Source organism: Dermacoccus sp. UBA1591 (assembly GCF_002322065.1).
GTDB lineage: Bacteria > Actinomycetota > Actinomycetes > Actinomycetales > Dermatophilaceae > Dermacoccus > Dermacoccus nishinomiyaensis.
In genome coordinates this window covers 9,910-26,498 of the sequence record NZ_DCNR01000082.1, presented here as the reverse complement: position 1 = coordinate 26,498, position 16,589 = coordinate 9,910, and the positions used below count along the sequence as shown (strand labels likewise).

The 16,589-nt window shown below is 69.0% G+C and carries 19 protein-coding genes and 1 pseudogene; 11 read left to right on the top strand and 9 right to left on the bottom strand.

The window, feature by feature from the left end; all coding sequences use genetic code 11:
* Positions 1–89: 89 nt before the first annotated feature.
* The 4 genes from B2284_RS08675 to B2284_RS08660 all read right to left on the bottom strand — a co-directional run bounded on the left by B2284_RS08675 (position 90) and on the right by B2284_RS08660 (position 4,618).
* Positions 90–1,763: a formate--tetrahydrofolate ligase gene (locus B2284_RS08675; protein ID WP_006946328.1), complete on the bottom strand. Its 1,674-nt coding sequence runs from the start codon at positions 1,761–1,763 to the stop codon at positions 90–92.
* 183 nt (positions 1,764–1,946) lie between these two features.
* A complete protein-coding gene (locus B2284_RS08670) occupies positions 1,947–2,591 on the bottom strand; it encodes an NUDIX domain-containing protein (protein WP_006946308.1) in 645 nt (214 codons plus the stop codon).
* A complete protein-coding gene (locus B2284_RS08665; protein ID WP_237723811.1) occupies positions 2,588–3,121 on the bottom strand; it encodes a GtrA family protein in 534 nt (177 codons plus the stop codon). The genes B2284_RS08670 and B2284_RS08665 overlap by 4 nt, the downstream gene beginning before the upstream one ends.
* Positions 3,122–3,271: 150 nt before the next feature.
* Positions 3,272–4,618, bottom strand: a complete 1,347-nt coding sequence (locus B2284_RS08660) for a cytochrome P450 (RefSeq protein ID WP_074046052.1) — start codon at positions 4,616–4,618, stop codon at positions 3,272–3,274.
* A gap of 159 nt (positions 4,619–4,777) precedes the next feature.
* Between B2284_RS08660 and B2284_RS14485 the strand changes: the two are divergent.
* Together B2284_RS14485 and B2284_RS08655 are read left to right on the top strand one after the other, a co-directional pair.
* A pseudogene (locus B2284_RS14485) lies at positions 4,778–5,002 on the top strand (hypothetical protein); the annotation flags it as partial.
* Positions 5,003–5,233: 231 nt separating this feature from the next.
* On the top strand, positions 5,234–5,719 hold the full coding sequence (locus B2284_RS08655; RefSeq protein ID WP_074046050.1) for a DUF3995 domain-containing protein: 486 nt from the start codon (positions 5,234–5,236) through the stop codon (positions 5,717–5,719).
* Between the two features lie 31 nt (positions 5,720–5,750).
* On the opposite strand, the gene B2284_RS08650 is transcribed toward B2284_RS08655, so the two are convergent.
* On the bottom strand, positions 5,751–6,173 hold the full coding sequence (locus B2284_RS08650) for a class I SAM-dependent methyltransferase (RefSeq protein ID WP_074046049.1): 423 nt from the start codon (positions 6,171–6,173) through the stop codon (positions 5,751–5,753).
* 76 nt (positions 6,174–6,249) lie between these two features.
* On the opposite strand from B2284_RS08650, the gene B2284_RS08645 reads away from it, so the two are divergent.
* Positions 6,250–6,486, top strand: coding sequence for a hypothetical protein (locus B2284_RS08645; protein WP_170957249.1), 237 nt, complete (start codon positions 6,250–6,252; stop codon positions 6,484–6,486).
* 41 nt (positions 6,487–6,527) lie between these two features.
* Here the strand turns inward: B2284_RS08645 and B2284_RS08640 are convergent, their stop codons facing one another.
* Together B2284_RS08640 and B2284_RS08635 are read right to left on the bottom strand one after the other, a co-directional pair.
* Positions 6,528–6,737 carry a helix-turn-helix domain-containing protein gene (locus B2284_RS08640; RefSeq protein ID WP_074046047.1) on the bottom strand — a complete coding sequence of 70 codons (210 nt, stop codon included), beginning with the start codon at positions 6,735–6,737 and terminating at the stop codon, positions 6,528–6,530.
* Positions 6,737–7,216 carry a DUF2975 domain-containing protein gene (locus tag B2284_RS08635; protein ID WP_083607281.1) on the bottom strand — a complete coding sequence of 160 codons (480 nt, stop codon included), beginning with the start codon at positions 7,214–7,216 and terminating at the stop codon, positions 6,737–6,739. The genes B2284_RS08640 and B2284_RS08635 overlap by 1 nt, the downstream gene beginning before the upstream one ends.
* Before the next feature lie 203 nt (positions 7,217–7,419).
* On the opposite strand from B2284_RS08635, the gene B2284_RS08630 reads away from it, so the two are divergent.
* Positions 7,420–9,462, top strand: a complete 2,043-nt coding sequence (locus B2284_RS08630; protein WP_136788655.1) for an NAD(+) synthase — start codon at positions 7,420–7,422, stop codon at positions 9,460–9,462.
* A gap of 57 nt (positions 9,463–9,519) precedes the next feature.
* Here the strand turns inward: B2284_RS08630 and B2284_RS08625 are convergent, their stop codons facing one another.
* Entirely contained in the window at positions 9,520–10,392 is an 873-nt protein-coding gene (locus B2284_RS08625) for a siderophore-interacting protein (protein WP_205747133.1), read from the bottom strand.
* A gap of 221 nt (positions 10,393–10,613) precedes the next feature.
* On the opposite strand from B2284_RS08625, the gene B2284_RS08620 reads away from it, so the two are divergent.
* From B2284_RS08620 to B2284_RS08590, 7 genes are all read left to right on the top strand, one after another.
* Positions 10,614–11,657 carry an iron-siderophore ABC transporter substrate-binding protein gene (locus B2284_RS08620; protein WP_038569724.1) on the top strand — a complete coding sequence of 348 codons (1,044 nt, stop codon included), beginning with the start codon at positions 10,614–10,616 and terminating at the stop codon, positions 11,655–11,657.
* 89 nt (positions 11,658–11,746) lie between these two features.
* Entirely contained in the window at positions 11,747–12,772 is a 1,026-nt protein-coding gene (locus B2284_RS08615; RefSeq protein WP_136788656.1) for a FecCD family ABC transporter permease, read from the top strand.
* A complete protein-coding gene (locus tag B2284_RS08610) occupies positions 12,769–13,824 on the top strand; it encodes a FecCD family ABC transporter permease (RefSeq protein ID WP_136788657.1) in 1,056 nt (351 codons plus the stop codon). The genes B2284_RS08615 and B2284_RS08610 overlap by 4 nt, the downstream gene beginning before the upstream one ends.
* Positions 13,821–14,609: an ABC transporter ATP-binding protein gene (locus B2284_RS08605; protein ID WP_136788658.1), complete on the top strand. Its 789-nt coding sequence runs from the start codon at positions 13,821–13,823 to the stop codon at positions 14,607–14,609. Before B2284_RS08610 ends, B2284_RS08605 begins: the two co-directional genes overlap by 4 nt.
* Positions 14,610–14,645: 36 nt before the next feature.
* Positions 14,646–15,029, top strand: coding sequence for a hypothetical protein (locus tag B2284_RS08600; protein ID WP_136788659.1), 384 nt, complete (start codon positions 14,646–14,648; stop codon positions 15,027–15,029).
* A complete protein-coding gene (locus tag B2284_RS08595) occupies positions 15,026–15,490 on the top strand; it encodes a hypothetical protein (protein ID WP_136788660.1) in 465 nt (154 codons plus the stop codon). The genes B2284_RS08600 and B2284_RS08595 overlap by 4 nt, the downstream gene beginning before the upstream one ends.
* Positions 15,487–15,870 (top strand): metallopeptidase family protein, encoded by a 384-nt coding sequence (locus B2284_RS08590; protein WP_136788661.1) that lies wholly within the window; start codon positions 15,487–15,489, stop codon positions 15,868–15,870. Before B2284_RS08595 ends, B2284_RS08590 begins: the two co-directional genes overlap by 4 nt.
* Before the next feature lie 125 nt (positions 15,871–15,995).
* Here B2284_RS08590 and B2284_RS08585 read toward each other — a convergent pair.
* Positions 15,996–16,589: 4'-phosphopantetheinyl transferase family protein (locus B2284_RS08585; RefSeq protein ID WP_286697393.1), on the bottom strand; the 594-nt coding region annotated here is incomplete at its 5' end.

Below are 16,589 nucleotides of genomic sequence, written 5' to 3'. Positions count from 1 at the left end.
GCGCCGCGCCGCGACGCGACGCGGAACGGCGGGGGCGGCCGAGGGCCGGCCCGGCGCAGGCCTGGAATCGTCTGGTCAGATCAAGCGGTTCAGAACAGGCCGGTGATGTGGCCTTCGGAGTCGACGTCGATGGCCAGCGCGGCGGGCTTCTTGGGCAGGCCGGGCATCGTCATGAGGGATCCGCAGACGAACACGACGAAGCCGGCGCCGGCCGCAAGGCGAACTTCGCGCACCTCGAGCACGTGGCCGGACGGGGCGCCGCGCATCGCGTCGTCGGTCGTGAACGACTTCTGCGTCTTGGCGATGCAGACGGGCAGGTGGCCGTAGCCCTCGGCCTCGAACTGTGAGATCTGCTTCGCCACCGCCGGCGGAATGGCGATCGAGCCGGCACCGTAGATCGTCGTCGCGATCTTCTCGACCTTCTCGACGAGCGTCAGACCGTCGTCGTAGGTGAAGTGGAGATCGGGCGTGCCGCCCTCGGTCGCCTCGACGATGGCGCGCGCGAGGCCCGCCGCGCCGGCGCCGCCATCGGAGAAGTGGGTGCACACCTCGACGCGCGCGCCGAGCTTCTCGATGCCTTCGACGAACGCGGCGATCTCGGCGTCGGTGTCGCTGGGGAAGCGGTTGAGGCCGACGACGACGGGCAGGCCCCACACCTCGCGCAGGTTGTGCAGGTGCCGTTCGATGTTGCTCATGCCGGAGCGCATCGCGTCGACGTTCTCGCTCGTCAGGTCGGTGACGGCGACGCCGCCGTGGTACTTCATCGAGCGGATCGTCGCGACGAGGACGGCGGCGTCGGGGCGCAGGCCGGTGAAGCGGCACTTGAGGTCGATGAACTTCTCGGCGCCGAGGTCGGCGCCGAAGCCGGCCTCCGTCACGACCCAATCGGCATGCGCGAGAGCAGTGTTCGTCGCCGTCACCGAGTTGCAGCCGTGCGCGATGTTCGCGAACGGGCCGCCGTGGACGAATGCCGGGTTGCCCTCGAGCGTCTGCACGAGGTTGGGCGCGAGCGCGTCGGCGAGCAGTGCCGTCATCGCGCCGTGGGCGCCGAGGTCGGCGGCCGTCACGGGCTCCGTGTCGTAGGTGTGGCCGACGACGATGCGGCCGAGGCGCTCCTTGAGGTCGTCGATCGACGTGGCGAGGCAGAAGATCGCCATGACCTCGGAGGCGACGACGATGTCGAAGCCCGACTCGCGCGGCACGCCGTTCGTCGGGCCGCCGAGGCCGATGACGATGTCGCGCAGTGCGCGGTCGTTCATGTCGAGCACGCGCTTGAACGTGATGCGGCGCGGGTCGATGCCCAGTTCGTTGCCCTGCTGCAGGTGGTTGTCGATCAGCGCCGCGAGCAGGTTGTGCGCCTCGGCGATGGAGGCGAAGTCGCCGGTGAAGTGCAGGTTGATGTCCGTCATCGGGTTGAGCTGGCTCTTGCCGCCCCCGGCGGCGCCGCCCTTCATGCCGAACACAGGGCCCATCGACGGTTCGCGCAGCGCAGCCGCGGCCGTCTCACCGATGTGGGCGAGGCCGTCGACGAGGCCGACGGTGGTCGTCGTCTTGCCCTCACCGGCGGGCGTCGGGCTCGTCGCGGTGACGAGGATGAGCTTGCTGCCCTCGCGACGCTGCATGCCCTGCACGTATGGCAGCGAGACCTTCGCCTTGTGCGGGCCGTACCGGAAGATCTCGTTCGCGGGGATGCCGATCTTCGCGGCGATCTCCTCGATCGGCAGCATCGGTGTGGCAGCGGCGATTTCGACGTCGGTCGGCATGTCTTCCTCGGGTCTGGTGAAGCGCAGGTCGGACGCCCGAGCGCGAGCGTCCGTCTCGACGGTAGAGCGTTACTGACGAGTTGGGGCGCGATTGACGCAAGGTGTCGTTCGGATGCGAACGGGTGGGCCGGGTTGGAGTGTGCTGCTGCGTTCCGAGGGTGCGCAGGACACGATCTCCGGGTTTCAGATGCGCCCCGTCGCGAGTGCCGCGTACATGAGGGCCGCGACGGTCTCGCCGTCGCTGATGGTGCTGTCACGGACGAAGCTCATCGCCTCGTCCCATGGTACGAAGCGGGCGGCGTCGATGCCCTCGGCAGCTTGCTCGGCTTCCACGTCGACGGTGGCGCTCGCGATGTCGGCTGCGTCGGCCACGGTGCCGTCACCCAGGGCGCCGACGCTGCCGGGCGGCTCGACGTCCACGCGGCCGCCGATCGTCAGACCCGTTGCGAGATAGACGAACTCGGGTGCATCGCACACGCCGTTGAGCGCGTTCATCCGCCCGATCTCGTGCCACTCGGATGCCACGAAACCGGTCTCCTCGAGCAGCTCGCGGCGTGCTGCGTCGAGCGGGTCGTCGCCGTCGCACCCGCCTGCCGGGACCTCCAGCGACATGCCGCGCGTCGCGTAGCGATACAGCGAGACCATGAGCACGGCCCCGTCGTCATCCATCGCGACGACGAACACCGACGGATGCTGCATCGTCACGACGCCGTAGATGCCCTCGCCGCCGTCGGGTCGTAGGACGGCGTCCTCGCGCACGGCGATCCACGGGTTCGAGTAGACCTCGCGGGAGCCCGTCGTCGTCCACCCGCCGTGCGCGTCACTCATGCGGCCGGCGGTGCGTCAGTAGCTTCGACCGCGACGTCCTCCGCAGGCTTGCCCGCGACGAACACGAGCGTCTTGTAGCCCCAGAACCGGAACAGTGTCGCGAGCACGAGCCCGACGCCGTTGGCAGAGATGTTGTCCGCGAGCTTGCTCGTCAGGCCGAGGACGTAGTGGCTGAATCCGAGGCAGCCCATGGCGATGAGTCCGCCGACGGCGCTGACGGCGAGGAAGATGAGCACCTCGTGGTGCACCTGCTCGCGCCGCGTGTCCTTGAACGTCCAGTAGCGGTTGCCGAGCCACGCGACGAGGACGCCGAGCGCCGTCGAGACGAGCTTCGCCGTGACGGCCTGGTCGTACATGATGCCGTGCCCATCGGGGCCGGCATAGCGAAGCACGTTGAACCCGCCTGCGTCCGCGACGAAGGCGAGCCCGCCGACGACGACGAAGCTGATGAGCTGCTGACGAGCGGCCAGCAGCCGCTCCATCATGCGGCGGCTCTTCGTCGATCCGGGCGGTGCGTCGGGAATGGTCACTGAGGCTGCTTTCGGCTGACGTCGGGGTCGCTCGATTCTAGGGTGGTGATGACGGGGGCCGCGCTGTCCGTCGGGGCGCCTGGGTCGTGCGCGGCACCTGCGACGATCGCGCCGCGGTCGGCCTCGCGTGCTTCTCGTCGCACCTTCTGATCAGCCGCGCGCCGCCAACCGCGCCGGCAGCGTCGCGTATCCCCGCAGGATGCGCGTGGGCCGACGGGTGGCGCCCGGCAGCAGTTCGACGTCGAAGCGGTCGAAGAACGCGCGCAGCGCGACCTCGCTCTCCATCCGCGACAGGGCCGCGCCGAGGCAGAAGTGGCGCCCGGCCGAGAACGCCAGGTGCTCGCGCGCGTTCTCGCGGTGCACGTCGAACGCGTCGGGGTCGTCGAAGATCTTCGGGTCGCGATTGGCTGCCGCCAGGACGGTGACGACGAGCGTCCCGGCGGCGACGTCGACGTCCGCGACGCGCGTGTCGCACGTCGCCGTGCGCGCCGTCAGCAGCACGGGCGGGTCGAAACGCAGCGTCTCCTCGACGGCGTTGAGCCAGGACGCCTCGCCGCTGCGCAGCGCCGCGAGCTGCTCGGGGTGGCCGACCATGAGCCGGATGGCGTTGCCGAGCAGGTTGACGGTTGTCTCGAAACCGGCGGCGAGGACGAGCCCGGCCACCGACTTGAGCTCCCGGTCGCTGAGGCCGACGCCGTCGTCCTGCGCCTGGATGAGCGCGCTGAACAGGCCGTCACCCGGCTGCGCTCGCTTGGCGGCGAGGTGGGTCTCGAGCCACGCGTCGAACTCGTCGAGCGCGCTCTCGGTGCGGCGGAACGTCGCCCAGTCGAGCCCCAGGTCGAGGCTCGAAGCGGCGTGCCCGCCGAGACGCAGCACAGTCTCGTACTCGCTCTCGGGCACCCCCAGGATCTCGGCGATGACGGTGACGGGCAGCTGCTCGCAGTAGCGCGCGACGAGGTCGACGTCATGCCCGGCGCGCGCGTCGGCCTCGAGGTCGTCGAGCAGCTCGGTGGCGACCTGCTCGGTGCGTTCGCGCAGGGCCTCGACGGCGCGCGCGGTGAACACGCGGGTGACGAGCTTGCGGTTGCGCGTGTGCGTGGGGCCGTCCGTGGCCAGCAGGGACGGCGGCTCGAGCGGCCCGATCGTCGTGCTCGCCGCCCACGTCAGCGCGCCGCGGACCGCGCGCGAGGTGTCGCCGGGGAAGCCGGTGCGGAAGTCGTTGCTCGTCAGCACCTCGTTGACGGCGTCGTGCTCGCCTGTCAGCGTCGAGAGCTTGCCGGTCACGATGGCTCCGCCATTGCGGATGCGCGCGAGGATCGGCTCGAGCTCCTCCGGCAGCAGGCCCGTCGTCTCGGTGCTCAGCACCCCCTGCGGGTCGCCCTGCGACGCGACACGCACCAGCGCCCTGCGCGGGATGGCGTGCTGCAGGCTCCAGCGCACGCCGGGTTTGGCGTGCTCGACCAGGCGGCGGGGGATCCGAGTGGTGAGGGCGAACATGAGGCCTCCAACAGCTGTGGATGTGTCTCACGTCACACTACAGATGCAGGCCGGTGACGGAACACCTCGCGGCTGATCGGCGGCGGACGTCGCCCGCTCCGGCTCTGGCACGGCGCATTCGACGCGGCTGTGCCCGATCGTCGCACGGGTGTTCGTTCGATGTTCACGTCGCGGCGTAGCGGGGCGTGGGGGCCTCTGGAGTACGGTCACGGCATGGCTGACGTCCTGATACGCACCGTTGATCTGGCTCAGGCTTCGAGGCAGCAGGGTGGCTCTGAGCGTCTCTCCGCCCACCTTGCGCGCCCTGCCGGGGACGGGCCGTGGCCCGGCGACGTCATGGTGATGGAGATCTTCGGCGTGAACGACGACATGCGTGCGCACGCGGAGCGCATGGCGTCGTGGGGGTACGTCGTCATCGTGCCCGATTTGTATTCCGACGCTCGCGCCGCTGTGGCACGTGGCCGGCTTCGGCGGCAGCCGCGACGATGCCGAGCACGCCTGGCGGCGCATCCACGACTATTTCGACGCGCATCTGCATGTTCCGGCAGCAGCGTCGGCGCATGCCGTCAGCTGACTCAGCGGGCATGATCATCCCTTCGACGGGCAGGTGAGAGCGTGACCGTCCAACCGTCAGGTCGCCGCTCGTCAGCGTCGTGCTGGTTCGTCCTCGCCGCACTCGCGGGCGTCATCCATGCCGCGGTGACGCTCTACTGGGCGCTGGGCGGGCGGGGGTTGTTGTGGACGATGGGTGACAGCTTCGTGGCTCAGTTCGCCGGCATCATGTGGGTCTTGTACCCGGTGGCGTTGGTCAAGGGCGTGTGTGCGGTCGCTCCGCTCTGGCTGGCGAGGCGGGGCTGGCCGCTGCGTCGTCTGACGCGCCCCGTCTGCTGGGTAGGGAGCGTCGTGCTCGTGGCGTGGGGTGGCGCGAACACGGTGCTCGGCAACGCCGTGTTGCTCGGCGCCGTTCATCCTGACGGAGGCTTCGACCGTGCCGCGATGATCGGGCACGCCTGGATCTGGGATCCGCTGTTCCTGGTGTGGGGCGCAAGCCTCGCCGCGGGTCTGTGGTCGACGCGCCACGACGCTGTTCCTCCCGTGTAGCTGCGGAGGTGAGAGCCGTGCCCCGCGCCCGTCACTTGTGATGCGGCTGCCGACCGACCTCACCGGTCGGCGGGGCGCGTCCACTCGATGAGGTAGCGACCGAGCCATAAACGACGAAAGTTGCGACCGGGCAAGACCTCGGCCGACGCCTTTCGACGTGGTGGATCGCTGCGTTCGAAACGACGGCGTCGAATTCGTTTCCTGGCGGGTCGTAGGTGATCAGGTCTGCTTGAACCCACTCGATATCGCGACCGGTCCATCGCCGGCGCGCCCGCTCGAGCACGCCTGCATCCACGTCAATGGCGACGACACGGCAGCCGTTCGCCTGCATCCGGGCCGCAAGAAACCCGTCGCCACAGCCCACATCGAGAACGCGGCTTCCCGGCGGGGCGAGTCTTGCGAGGAGCTGATCATGATGAATGTTGAGGTTCCACGGCTCGTGTTGCCCACCCATATGGATGAGGATAGAGGCTGAGCGGGCGGATAAGAGGCAGCGCCTTGTCGCGGGGGCTGGCTCGTACGCTGGCGTCATGATGATCCAGAAACGCATGCACGAGCTTCTCCTCCCGGCACTGAAAGATCGCCACGCCCTCCTTGCTGACGTAGCGGACTCACTTGACGACGATGACCTGAATGCGCGGGGGCGCCGCCGTTTCGATTGCACGGAAGCGGAAGCGCGCTTCATCATGGATCTGCAGCTGCGCCGGTTCTCGCAGGAGTCGCGACATGGGATCGAAGATCAGGCGCAGGAGGTTTTCCGCGCCTGACGCCTGAGTCGGCGGGTGGACAGTCGGCGCGAGCGACGGCGTCACTCGTCCGGGACCCATTCGAGGATGTCGCCCGGCTGACACTGCAGCACTGTGCAGATGGCATCGAGCGTGGTCAGACGGACGGCTTTGGCTCTGCCGTTCTTCAAGATCGACACGTTGGATGGGGTGAGGCCCACCCTTTCCGCGAGCTCGGCTACGCCCATCTTGTTCCGGGCAAGTTGAACGTCGAGTCGGATGATGATCGCCATCAGATCACCTCGTCCAGTTCGCTTTGCAGCCCGGTGGCCCCGATCAGAAGGGCACGTAGGACAAGCACGATCGACAAGCAGCCGATGTCTACGAACAGCAGGGCCGAGAAGAACGCGGGAACTGAGATGGGCCCGATCCCGGCGCACAGGTCGAACAGGGTGAAGCCCGCTAGGGCGAGTGCAGTCAGCGCGAGGCAGGCGCAGATGAGATTGACCCACCGCAACGACCCGGAGGAGAAGATCTCACCCCTGCGCGTCGCACCGGCAAGCATCCATACGCACGCGAGTGCGATCTCGAAGCACGCCAGCACGAAGATGGCGAGGGCCAGGGTGGGAAGTTCGAGGTCTGCGACCTCCGGAAACCGCTCCGCCATCGATGAAGCCATGGCGGGCAGGACCAGTGTCTGCAGGAGGAGTGCTCCCAGGATCGACATCAGGAGAAACAGTCGTAGGGTGACGTGCGTGTAACGGGGTGCCATGGATTGAGTCTCAGGCCGTACGTATTGAAAGTCAACATGTTCATCCTGTTGCGCGACATGATCTAAGTAATGTGTCAGGCAAAGTGGGTTCTGGTGCCGCACCGCCAACCGCGGGCGAATCGCTGGATTGGGGGCGTGATCATGACAGCGGGGCGCGTGAGCGGATGCTCGCGGTTGTCGGTGGTGCCTGCCAGACTGACGGCATGAACTTCCGCTCGCTCTATGCTCACGGTTTTGCGCGCGTTGCTGCGGTGACGCATCCCGTCGCGCTCGCTGATCCGACGACGAACGCGGCGCGCGTGCTCGAAGTCGCCCGCGAGCTGCACGACCGGGGCGTCGCAGCGGCGGTGTTCCCTGAACTCGACCTCACCGGTTACAGCATCGACGACCTCGTCTTCCAGGACGTGCTGCTCGACGACGTGCTCGCGGCCATCAAGACGATCGTCGACGGCTCCGAAGGTCTGACGCCGGTGCTCGCCGTCGGCGCGCCGCTGCGCAAGGGCACGCGGCTGTTCAACTGTGCCGTCGTCATCAAGGACGGCGAGGTGCTCGGCGTCGTGCCGAAGAGCCACCTGCCCACCTACAAGGAGTTCTACGAGAAGCGCTGGTATGCACCGGGTCTCGACCAGCGCGGGCAGTACATCGACCTCGGCGACCTGGGCGAGGTGCCGTTCGGGCCCGACCTCATCTTCCGCGCCGTCGACCTGCCCGACCTCGCGATCCACGTCGAGATCTGCGAGGACGTGTGGGTGCCGATCCCGCCGTCGTCCGAGGCCGCCGCGGCCGGCGCGAGCGTCCTCATGAACCTGTCGGGCTCGCCGATCACGATCGGCAAGTCGTCGCAGCGCAGCCTCGTCGTGCAGAGCCAGTCGTTCCGCACCCTCGCCGCGTACGTCTACGCCGCGAGCGGCGAGGGTGAGTCGACGACCGACCTTGCCTGGGACGGGCAGACGATGATCTACGACCAGGGCACGCTGCTCGCCGAATCCGAGCGATTCCCGAGCGGCCCGCGCACGAGCATCACCGACGTCGACCTGGGCGCCATCCGCCAGGCCCGCATGCGCTTCAACAGCTACGACGACAACCGTCCGGGGATCGGCCCGGCGCGTCCGCTGCGTGAGGTGCCGTTCGAACTCGGCGCCCCGGACGGCGACCGCGGCCTTCTCCGCGAGATCGAGCGCTTCCCGTTCGTCCCCGCCGACGACGCGCAGCTCGCGCAGGACTGCTACGAGGCGTATGAGATCCAGGTCTCGGGCCTCGAGCAGCGCATGCGCTCGATCGGCGCGCCGAAGATCGTCATCGGCGTCTCCGGTGGCCTCGACTCGACGCACGCCCTCATCGTCGCCGCCCGGGCGATGGACCGTGTCGGGCGCCCGCGCACCGACATCCTCGCGTACACGATGCCCGGCTTCGCGACGAGCGATCACACGAAGTCGAACGCGTACAAGCTCGCCGAAGCGCTCGGCGTGACGTTCGAGGAGGTCGACATCCGGCCGATGGCGACGCAGATGCTCAAGGACATGGGCCACCCCGCCGGCAGCGGCGAGCCCGTCTACGACGTGACGTTCGAGAACGTCCAGGCCGGCCTGCGCACCGACTTCCTGTTCCGCATCGCGAATCAGAAGAGTGGCATCGTCCTCGGCACCGGCGATCTGTCCGAACTCGCGCTCGGCTGGTGCACGTACGGCGTCGGCGACCAGATGTCGCACTACGGCGTCAACGCGGGCGTGCCGAAGACGTTGATGCAGCACCTCATCCGTTGGGTCGCCTCGGGTGGCGAGTTCTCCGCCGAGGTCGGCGAGACGCTGCTGTCGATCCTCGACACCGAGATCTCGCCCGAGCTCGTGCCGACGAAGGAGGGCGAGAAGCCGCAGTCGACGCAGGACGCCATCGGCCCCTACAACCTGCAGGACTTCACGCTGTACCACGTGCTGACGCACGGTGCGCGCCCGACCAAGATCGCGTTCCTCGCGATGCACGCCTGGCAGAACGCTGACGAAGGGCGCTGGCCGAGCGGTTTCCCCGACGACGAGCGCCCCGCATACTCCCTCGCCGAGATCAAGAAGTGGCTCGAGGTGTTCCACAAGCGCTTCTTCAGCCAGCAGTTCAAGCGCTCGGCACTGCCGAACGGGCCGAAGGTGAGCGCCGGCGGCGCACTGTCGCCGCGTGGTGACTGGCGCATGCCGTCCGACGCGTCGTCGCGCGCCTGGCTGGTCGAGCTGGAACGCAACATCCCGAACGAGTGAGGAACGCTCAGCACGATCGGCGCGGCGGGCGGCTGCGCCGATCGCTCGCGTCGAGCGTCAGCCCGTCAGGGCAGCGGTCTGCGTGGAGGGAAGCCAGTAGCCGAGCGTCTTGACGCAGTTCTTCGCGAGACCCGCGGCACGCAGCTTCTTCGTCAGAGCTCGTGTCGTGACGGTGTCGCACGCACCCCACGCGAAAACGCGCGGGCAATCGGCCGGTACGGCAAGAAGATTCGGTCGATCACCGCGACACGTGCGCCCGAGCGCCGGGTCGCCCAACTGGTTCAGGTCGGCGAGCACCTCGTCGACGGCGTCGAGCAGCGCGCCGCCGTCACGTTCGCGGCGCACCCAGCGCAGCGCGTCGCCGTCGCGCACTCGCACCGGCAGTGCGCGGTCGTCAGGGCGCGTCCATTCGAGGACGACGGTCGTCGGCGCCGGCGACAGGGCGTCGAGCAGCGAGTTGATCGCGGGCAGTGACGCGAGGTCGCCGACGAGCAGGTGATGGTCGACGTCGTCGCAGCCCGGCAGCGACGGTTCCGAACCGTAGAGGCTTGCTTCGACCTGATCGCCCGGTTGCGCGCCGAGCGCCCACGCCGTCGCGGAACCGTCGTGGATGGCGAACTCGAGCCAGAACGTGTCCGTCGGGACGTCGGGGTCGACGAGCGTGTACGCCCGCTGATGCCCCACACCCGTGCCGGAGCGATCGGCGAACCACAGCCGCACCCACATCGTCGGATACGGCGCGTGTGTACGCAGAAAACCGTTGCCCGAGAATCGAATCCGCACGAGTCGTGAAGATGGTTGTTCGCGCTCGAGCACGGTGAAGACGAAGTCTTGGGCGCGCAGTTCGCGCAGCACACGGCCCGCCTCGCCGCGCTCGACCCGTAGCAGGGTGCGTGGTGGCGTCATCGCGTCGTGGGGCTGGTCGCTCACGCGTCCCGCCTTCCTTCGGTGGCCCGGCGGTGACTGCCGTGGCCGGTGGTGATGCCGTCCCCGCACCTATCTGAGACGCGACGTGAGCCTCAGTCCGCGCGGTTGACGATCTCGACTTCTCTAAGGTTAGCATTGCCTAACTCGCGGTCCGGCAGGGCCTCGCGAGAACCATCACGTCATGACACGGGTGCCGTCGTGCGCCTGAACGAAAGGTCGTCCGCATGATCAACCGCCGTGGCTTCTTCGCCATCGCCGCCGCCGGTGCCACCAGCGCCCTCGCCGCCTGCAGCACCGGCTCGTCGTCCGACAAGGCCTCGAGCGCCACGTCGGGATCGGCCGGCTCGGCGGGTAGCGGCGCGGGTTTCCCCGTCACGATCAAGCACGCCCTCGGCACGGCGAAGCTCGAGAAGGCTCCGACGAAGGTCGTCACGGCCGGCTGGTCGGACGCCGACATCCTGCTCGCGCTCGGCGTCGTGCCCGTCGCCGCGCCGGCGATCACGTGGGGCGGCAACGCCGCGAAGTCGAGCGACTGGTTCGACGCGAAGCTCAAGGAGGTCGGCGGCAAGGCACCCGAGCGTTACAGCGATGCCGACGGCACGCCCGTCGACAAGGTCGCCCAGTACCAGCCCGACTTCATCTCGGGCACGAACTCGGGCCTCAAGCAGGCTGAGTACGACAAGCTGACGAAGATCGCTCCCACCCTCGCCTACCCGACGTACCCGTACGGCACGTCGTGGCAGGAGTCGACGAAGATGATCGCCGAGGCGCTCGGCAAGAAGGACGAGGGCGAGAAGGTCATCTCCGACACGCAGGCCAAGGTCAAGGCCGCCCTCGACAAGCACCCCGAACTCAAGGGCAAGAGCGTCGCCTGGGTCTACTTCGACGCGGCCAAGCTCAACTCGATCACCGTCTACACACTCAACGACAACCGTCCGCGTGGCCTCGCCGACTTCGGTCTCAAGACGCCGTCGTTCGTCACCAAGGCGAGCCAGGGCGCGAAGACGTTCTCCACGGAACTGTCGGCCGAGAAGGCCTCCGAGCTCGACGCCGACATCGTCGTCTTCGACGCGGTGGACGCGGCGACGACGAAGAAGATCACCTCCGACAAGCTGCTGTCGCAGATCCCCGCGTTCAAGAAGGGCAGCTACCTCGCGCTGACCGACCAGAAGGCGTCCGAGACGATGGCCAGCCCGACGCCGCTGTCGATCCCCGTCGCGATCGACACCTTCCTGCCGAAGCTCGCCGAGGCCGCGAAGAAGGCCTGAGCGTAGGCTCGTTCGAGGGTTCGCCCGGCTGCCACCGCGAGACGGTGTGACGCGCCGGGCGAATCGTCGTTCCACTGGAAAGGGTGATGATGTCGACTCCCGCCGCGCCCCGCGCCGGCACCGACCAGCGTCGCACGCCGCGCATCGACGCCCGCCGCGTGCTCGCAGGCGGCCTGACGCTGCCGCTGCTGCTCGCGTTCGCCGTCGCCGTCTCGCTCACCGTCGGGGCGGGCTCGTTCCACGGCGGTGACGTCTCGGCGCTGCTCGCCTCGCGCGGCGACCGCACCGCCATCGGCATCATCGTCGGCGCTGCCGTCGCGATGGCCGGGACGGCGATGCAGGGCATCACCCGCAACCCGCTGGCCGACCCCGGCATCCTCGGCATCAACGCGGGCTCGGCGCTCGCCGTTGTCATCGGCATCACGTGGTGGGGCGTCTCGAACCTACTCGGGTACGTATTGCTGTCGCTCGTCGGCGCTGCCGTCGCGGCGGTCTCCGTCATGGCTCTCGCGACGTTCGGTGCGCGCGCTCTCGGGCAGGCGTCGCAGTCGGGGCCGCTGACGCTGGCGCTGTCCGGCATGGTGTTCACGGCGGGCACGTCGTCGATCGCGCAGGCCGTGCTCGTCTCCAACGGCAAGTCGCTCGACACCTACCGCTTCTGGCAGGTCGGGTCCGTCGCCGGCCGCGACCTCGGCGATCTCGTGCCGGCTGTGCCGTTCCTGCTCATAGGATTTCTCGTCCTGCTGGCCTCCGGGCGCCGCCTCGACGTCCTTGCCATGGGCGATTCCGTCGCCGCCGGCCTCGGCGAGCGTCCTGGCCGGCTGCGGCTCGTCATCGGTGGAGCGGGCGTCATGCTCGCCGCGGCCGCGACGGGCATCGCCGGGCCCATCGCGTTCGTCGGGCTCGTCGCGCCGCATGTCCTGCGCCCGCTCATCGGCACGTCCTACCGCGTCCTCGTGCCGGCCGCGGGGGTGCTCGGCGCGTGCATCGTCGTGCTGGCCGACACCCTCGGCCGCATCGTCTCCCCGCCCGGTGAGGTGCAGGTCGGCATCATGACGGCCGTCCTCGGCTGCCCGGCACTGCTGTGGGTCGTCGCACGAATGAGGTCGCTGTGAAGCGCGCGACGGCAGCACACGCCACGACGCCCAACACGTTCGACGCCGCGCGCCGCCGACGTCGGGGCGTCATGCTGGTTGCGCTGGTGCTCGTGACGTTCGGCGTCTTTCTGGCCCGGTGCCTGCTCGGTGACTTCACCGTGACGATTCCCGATTTCGTCCGCATCCTTCGCGGCGAGCATGTCCACGTGCCGGCCGCCAACTACATCGTCATGGAGTCGAAGCTGCCGCGCGCGCTCGCGTGCCTGCTCGCGGGCGCCGTGTTCGGGGCGTGCGGCGCGGCGATGCAGTCGCTCGTGCGCAATCCCCTCGCCAGCCCCGACGTCCTCGGCATCTCGCTCGGCTCGAGCACCGCGGCCGTGTTCTGCACGACGATCCTCGGCTGGAGCGGCGCGGGCGTGACGGGCGCCGCCATCGCGGGTGGCCTCGCCGTCTCCGCGGTGATCCTGGGGATGGCACGCGGGCAGACGCCGCGGATGATCCTCGTCGGGATCGCCCTGGCCGCCGCGCTGCAGTCGCTCATCCAGTGGATCCTGCTCGAGTCGAACGCCTACCAGGCGCAGGACGCGATGGCCTGGCTCGCCGGGTCCGTCTCGGCCGTGTCGTGGCCGCAGATCACCCGGCTCGCCGTCGTCGGCGCGCTCGTGCTCGTCGTCCTCGCGGCCCTCGCGCACTGGCTGCGCGTGCTCGAGATGGGGCGCCCGCTCGCCATCGGCCTCGGCGTGCCCGACGGGTTCGTGCGCGCCGTGACGTTCGGCGTCGTCGTCATCGGTGTGGCCGTGACGACGAGTGTCTGCGGGCCGATCTCGTTCGTCGCGCTGCTCGCCGGCCCGATCTCGCGGCGCCTCATGGGCCGCACCGCCATCGTCGCGGCCGCTCTCGTCGGCGCGATCATCACGATCGCGGGTGACTACGTCGGCGCCTACCTCGTCCCCGGTGACAACAAGCTGCCCGTCGGCGTCATCACCGGCCTCGCCGGTGCGCCTGTCCTCGCCTGGCTGCTGCTGACCTCGCAGCGCCCGCCCCGCCGTTCGAAAGGCCGTGCCTCGTGACGTCCCTCGCCGCCCATGACCTCGTCCTGCGCTACGGATCCGGGCGTTCCGCAGGCCCCGACATCGTGCGAGGCATCACCTTCGAGGTGCCCGAGAACGAGGTAACCGTGCTGATCGGCGCGAACGGCTGCGGCAAGTCGACGCTGTTCGCGGGCCTGGCGCGGCTGCTCAAGCCCGCGGCCGGCGATGTGCTTCTCGACGGGCGCAGCATCGACGCGACGCCGACGCGCGAGGTCGCCAAGGCCCTCGCGCTGCTGCCGCAACACCCCATTGCGCCGGAGGGGATGACGGTGGCCGAGCTCGTGCGTCAGGGACGCACCCCGCACCAGGGCCTGCTCGGGCGCGGCGGGCCCGACGACGACGCTGCCGTCGCCGCGGCGATGGAGGCGACGGGCGTCAGCGAGCTGGCAGAACGCACCGCCGATTCTCTTTCCGGCGGCCAGCGTCAGCGGGTGTGGCTCGCGATGGTGCTCGCGCAGCAGACCGGCATCCTCCTGCTCGACGAGCCGACGAGCTTCCTCGACATCGGCCACGCCGTCGAACTGCTCGACGTCGTCCGCCGCCGCAACCGCGAGCACGGAACGACCGTCGTCATGGTGCTGCACGACCTGTTCCTCGCGGCGCGCTACGCCGACCATCTCGTCGCGATGCAGGACGGTGAGATCGTCGCGGCGGGCGAGCCGACCGACGTGCTGACGGCGCAGCTCGCCGAGCAGCTGTACGGCATCCCGTGCGTCGTGCATCCTGACCCGAATACCGGGCGTCCGGTGGTGCTGCCGCGCTAGGCTCGAGCCACCACACGTCGATCGGGAGGGTTTGCCATGTCTCGCCAGCGCACCACGAGGCGGATGACGATCAAGCGCGCGATGCTCGCGTCGAGCGCCGTCGCGGCCCTGACGCTCACGGGGTGCTCGATGGGCTCCGACTCCGGTACGTCCGCCGCGAGCAGCGCGACGAGCGCCGCCGCGAGCGCAGCCTCGAATGCGAGCGGTTCGTCGAGTGCGGCGCCGTCGACCGATGTGTCGACGAGCCCTGCGTCCGAGTCGAGTTCGCCGTCGAGCGCATCGAGCTCCGTCGCCGCGTCGAGCGCGGCGCTGCCCGCCGACACGCAGCTGGCGAAGGCGACGGCGAACAAGTTGTCCTTCGCGGTGCCGAAGTCGTGGACCGTCGTCGACGGTGAGCTCGGCACAAGCAGGACGCGGTGAAGAAGCAGCTCGAGCCGATGGCGAAGAAGTCCGGCATGTCGCCCGAGAAGTACGTCGCGCAGATGACGTCGGCCGCAGACGTCCTCGCGATCGACGCCACGGGGGCGCAGAGGTTCAACGACAACATCAACGTCCTCAAGGTGACGCGCCCGAGCCTGGCGGGCAAGGCCCAGCTGGAGAAAGAACTCAACCAGCTCAACGCTGCAAGCGGTGCGAACGGGTCCAACAGTTCCAGCGACATGAAGGTCACCACCGGTGAATACAGCCGCATCACGACGCCGGCCGGCGCCGGTGAGCAGATGGAGTACACGCTGACGACGAAGGGTGTCACCGTGCACGGCGTCTCCATGGTCATCCCGAACGGCAGCGGGTCGTACTCGATGCTGACGGTGAGTGCTTCTGCGGCGGACAAGGCTGCCGAGTACGCGAAGACCGTCGTCGAGACCGCGCAGAAGATGTGACGCACCTCAGTCGGGAGCAGTTCGAGGACGCCGTCGGCGAGGCACTCGACGCCGTACCGCAGCGCTTCCTCGACCGTCTCGACAACGTCGTCTTCCAGGTCGAGGACGAGCCGTCACCCGAGCAGCTCGCCCAGGCCTGCGTCGCGCACGGCGAGGGCGAGCTGCTCGGGTTGTACGTCGGCATCGCGCTACCGGATCGTGGCGAGGGCTACGGCTGGGGAGCCCTGCCCGACCAGATCTTCCTGTTCTCCGGCCCCATCCAGCGGCTGAGCCACAGCCGCGAACAGGTGATCGAACAGATCCGCGTCACGCTCCTGCACGAGATCGGCCACTACTTCGGCCTTGACGATGCCCGCCTCCACGAGCTGGGCTGGGGCTGACCCCTCGCCCCTGCATGCCCCCGCGCCCATCTGCGATTTTCGTCCACATTCGCGATTCCTGTCCCCTCTGCGATTCGCGTCCACATTCGTCTCGTGGACGACGGCTCCGATGGCGTCCTCGGCCCTCAATCCGACCGCATCGCCCAGGCCCCGAACGTCGACGGGCCGTCGTAGCCCTCGAGGTCGTCGCTGATGTCGACGATGCGCCAGCCGGGCGGCATGCGCGCGCGGTCGCTGACGTCGTCGCGATCGAGGGGCGCATTGAGCCCCTCACCCGTGGCCTTGAGCAGGGCTTCCTTCCGCGTCCAGATCTGCGTGAAGGCCCGGCGTCCGTCATCGTCGCTCGCCGCTGCGTCGATGACGGCCTGCTCGCCGGGATGCAGCATCCGGCTGATGTCGGTGACGGTCGACGCCGCGGCCAGCACCTCCACGTCGATCCCGACGGGGACGTCCGCAGAAGCGAGCGCGGTGATCCACGGCGTCGAGCTCGTCGAGAAGAACCCGTCATGACCGACGGCGCGTGGACGCCCGTGCGGCTCGCCGCACGCCGTGCACGGCTCGTGCCAGTAGCGGATGTCCTCGTGACGAATGGCGGTGAGGTTGGCCAGCTCATTGCGCAGCAGCGCACGGCGCGTGACGAACTCGCCGCGCGCGGTGTCCGAGCGCACGGCCAGGGCCCGCGCGCGTTCGTCGTCGTCGAGGCTGTCCGGGCCCAGCGT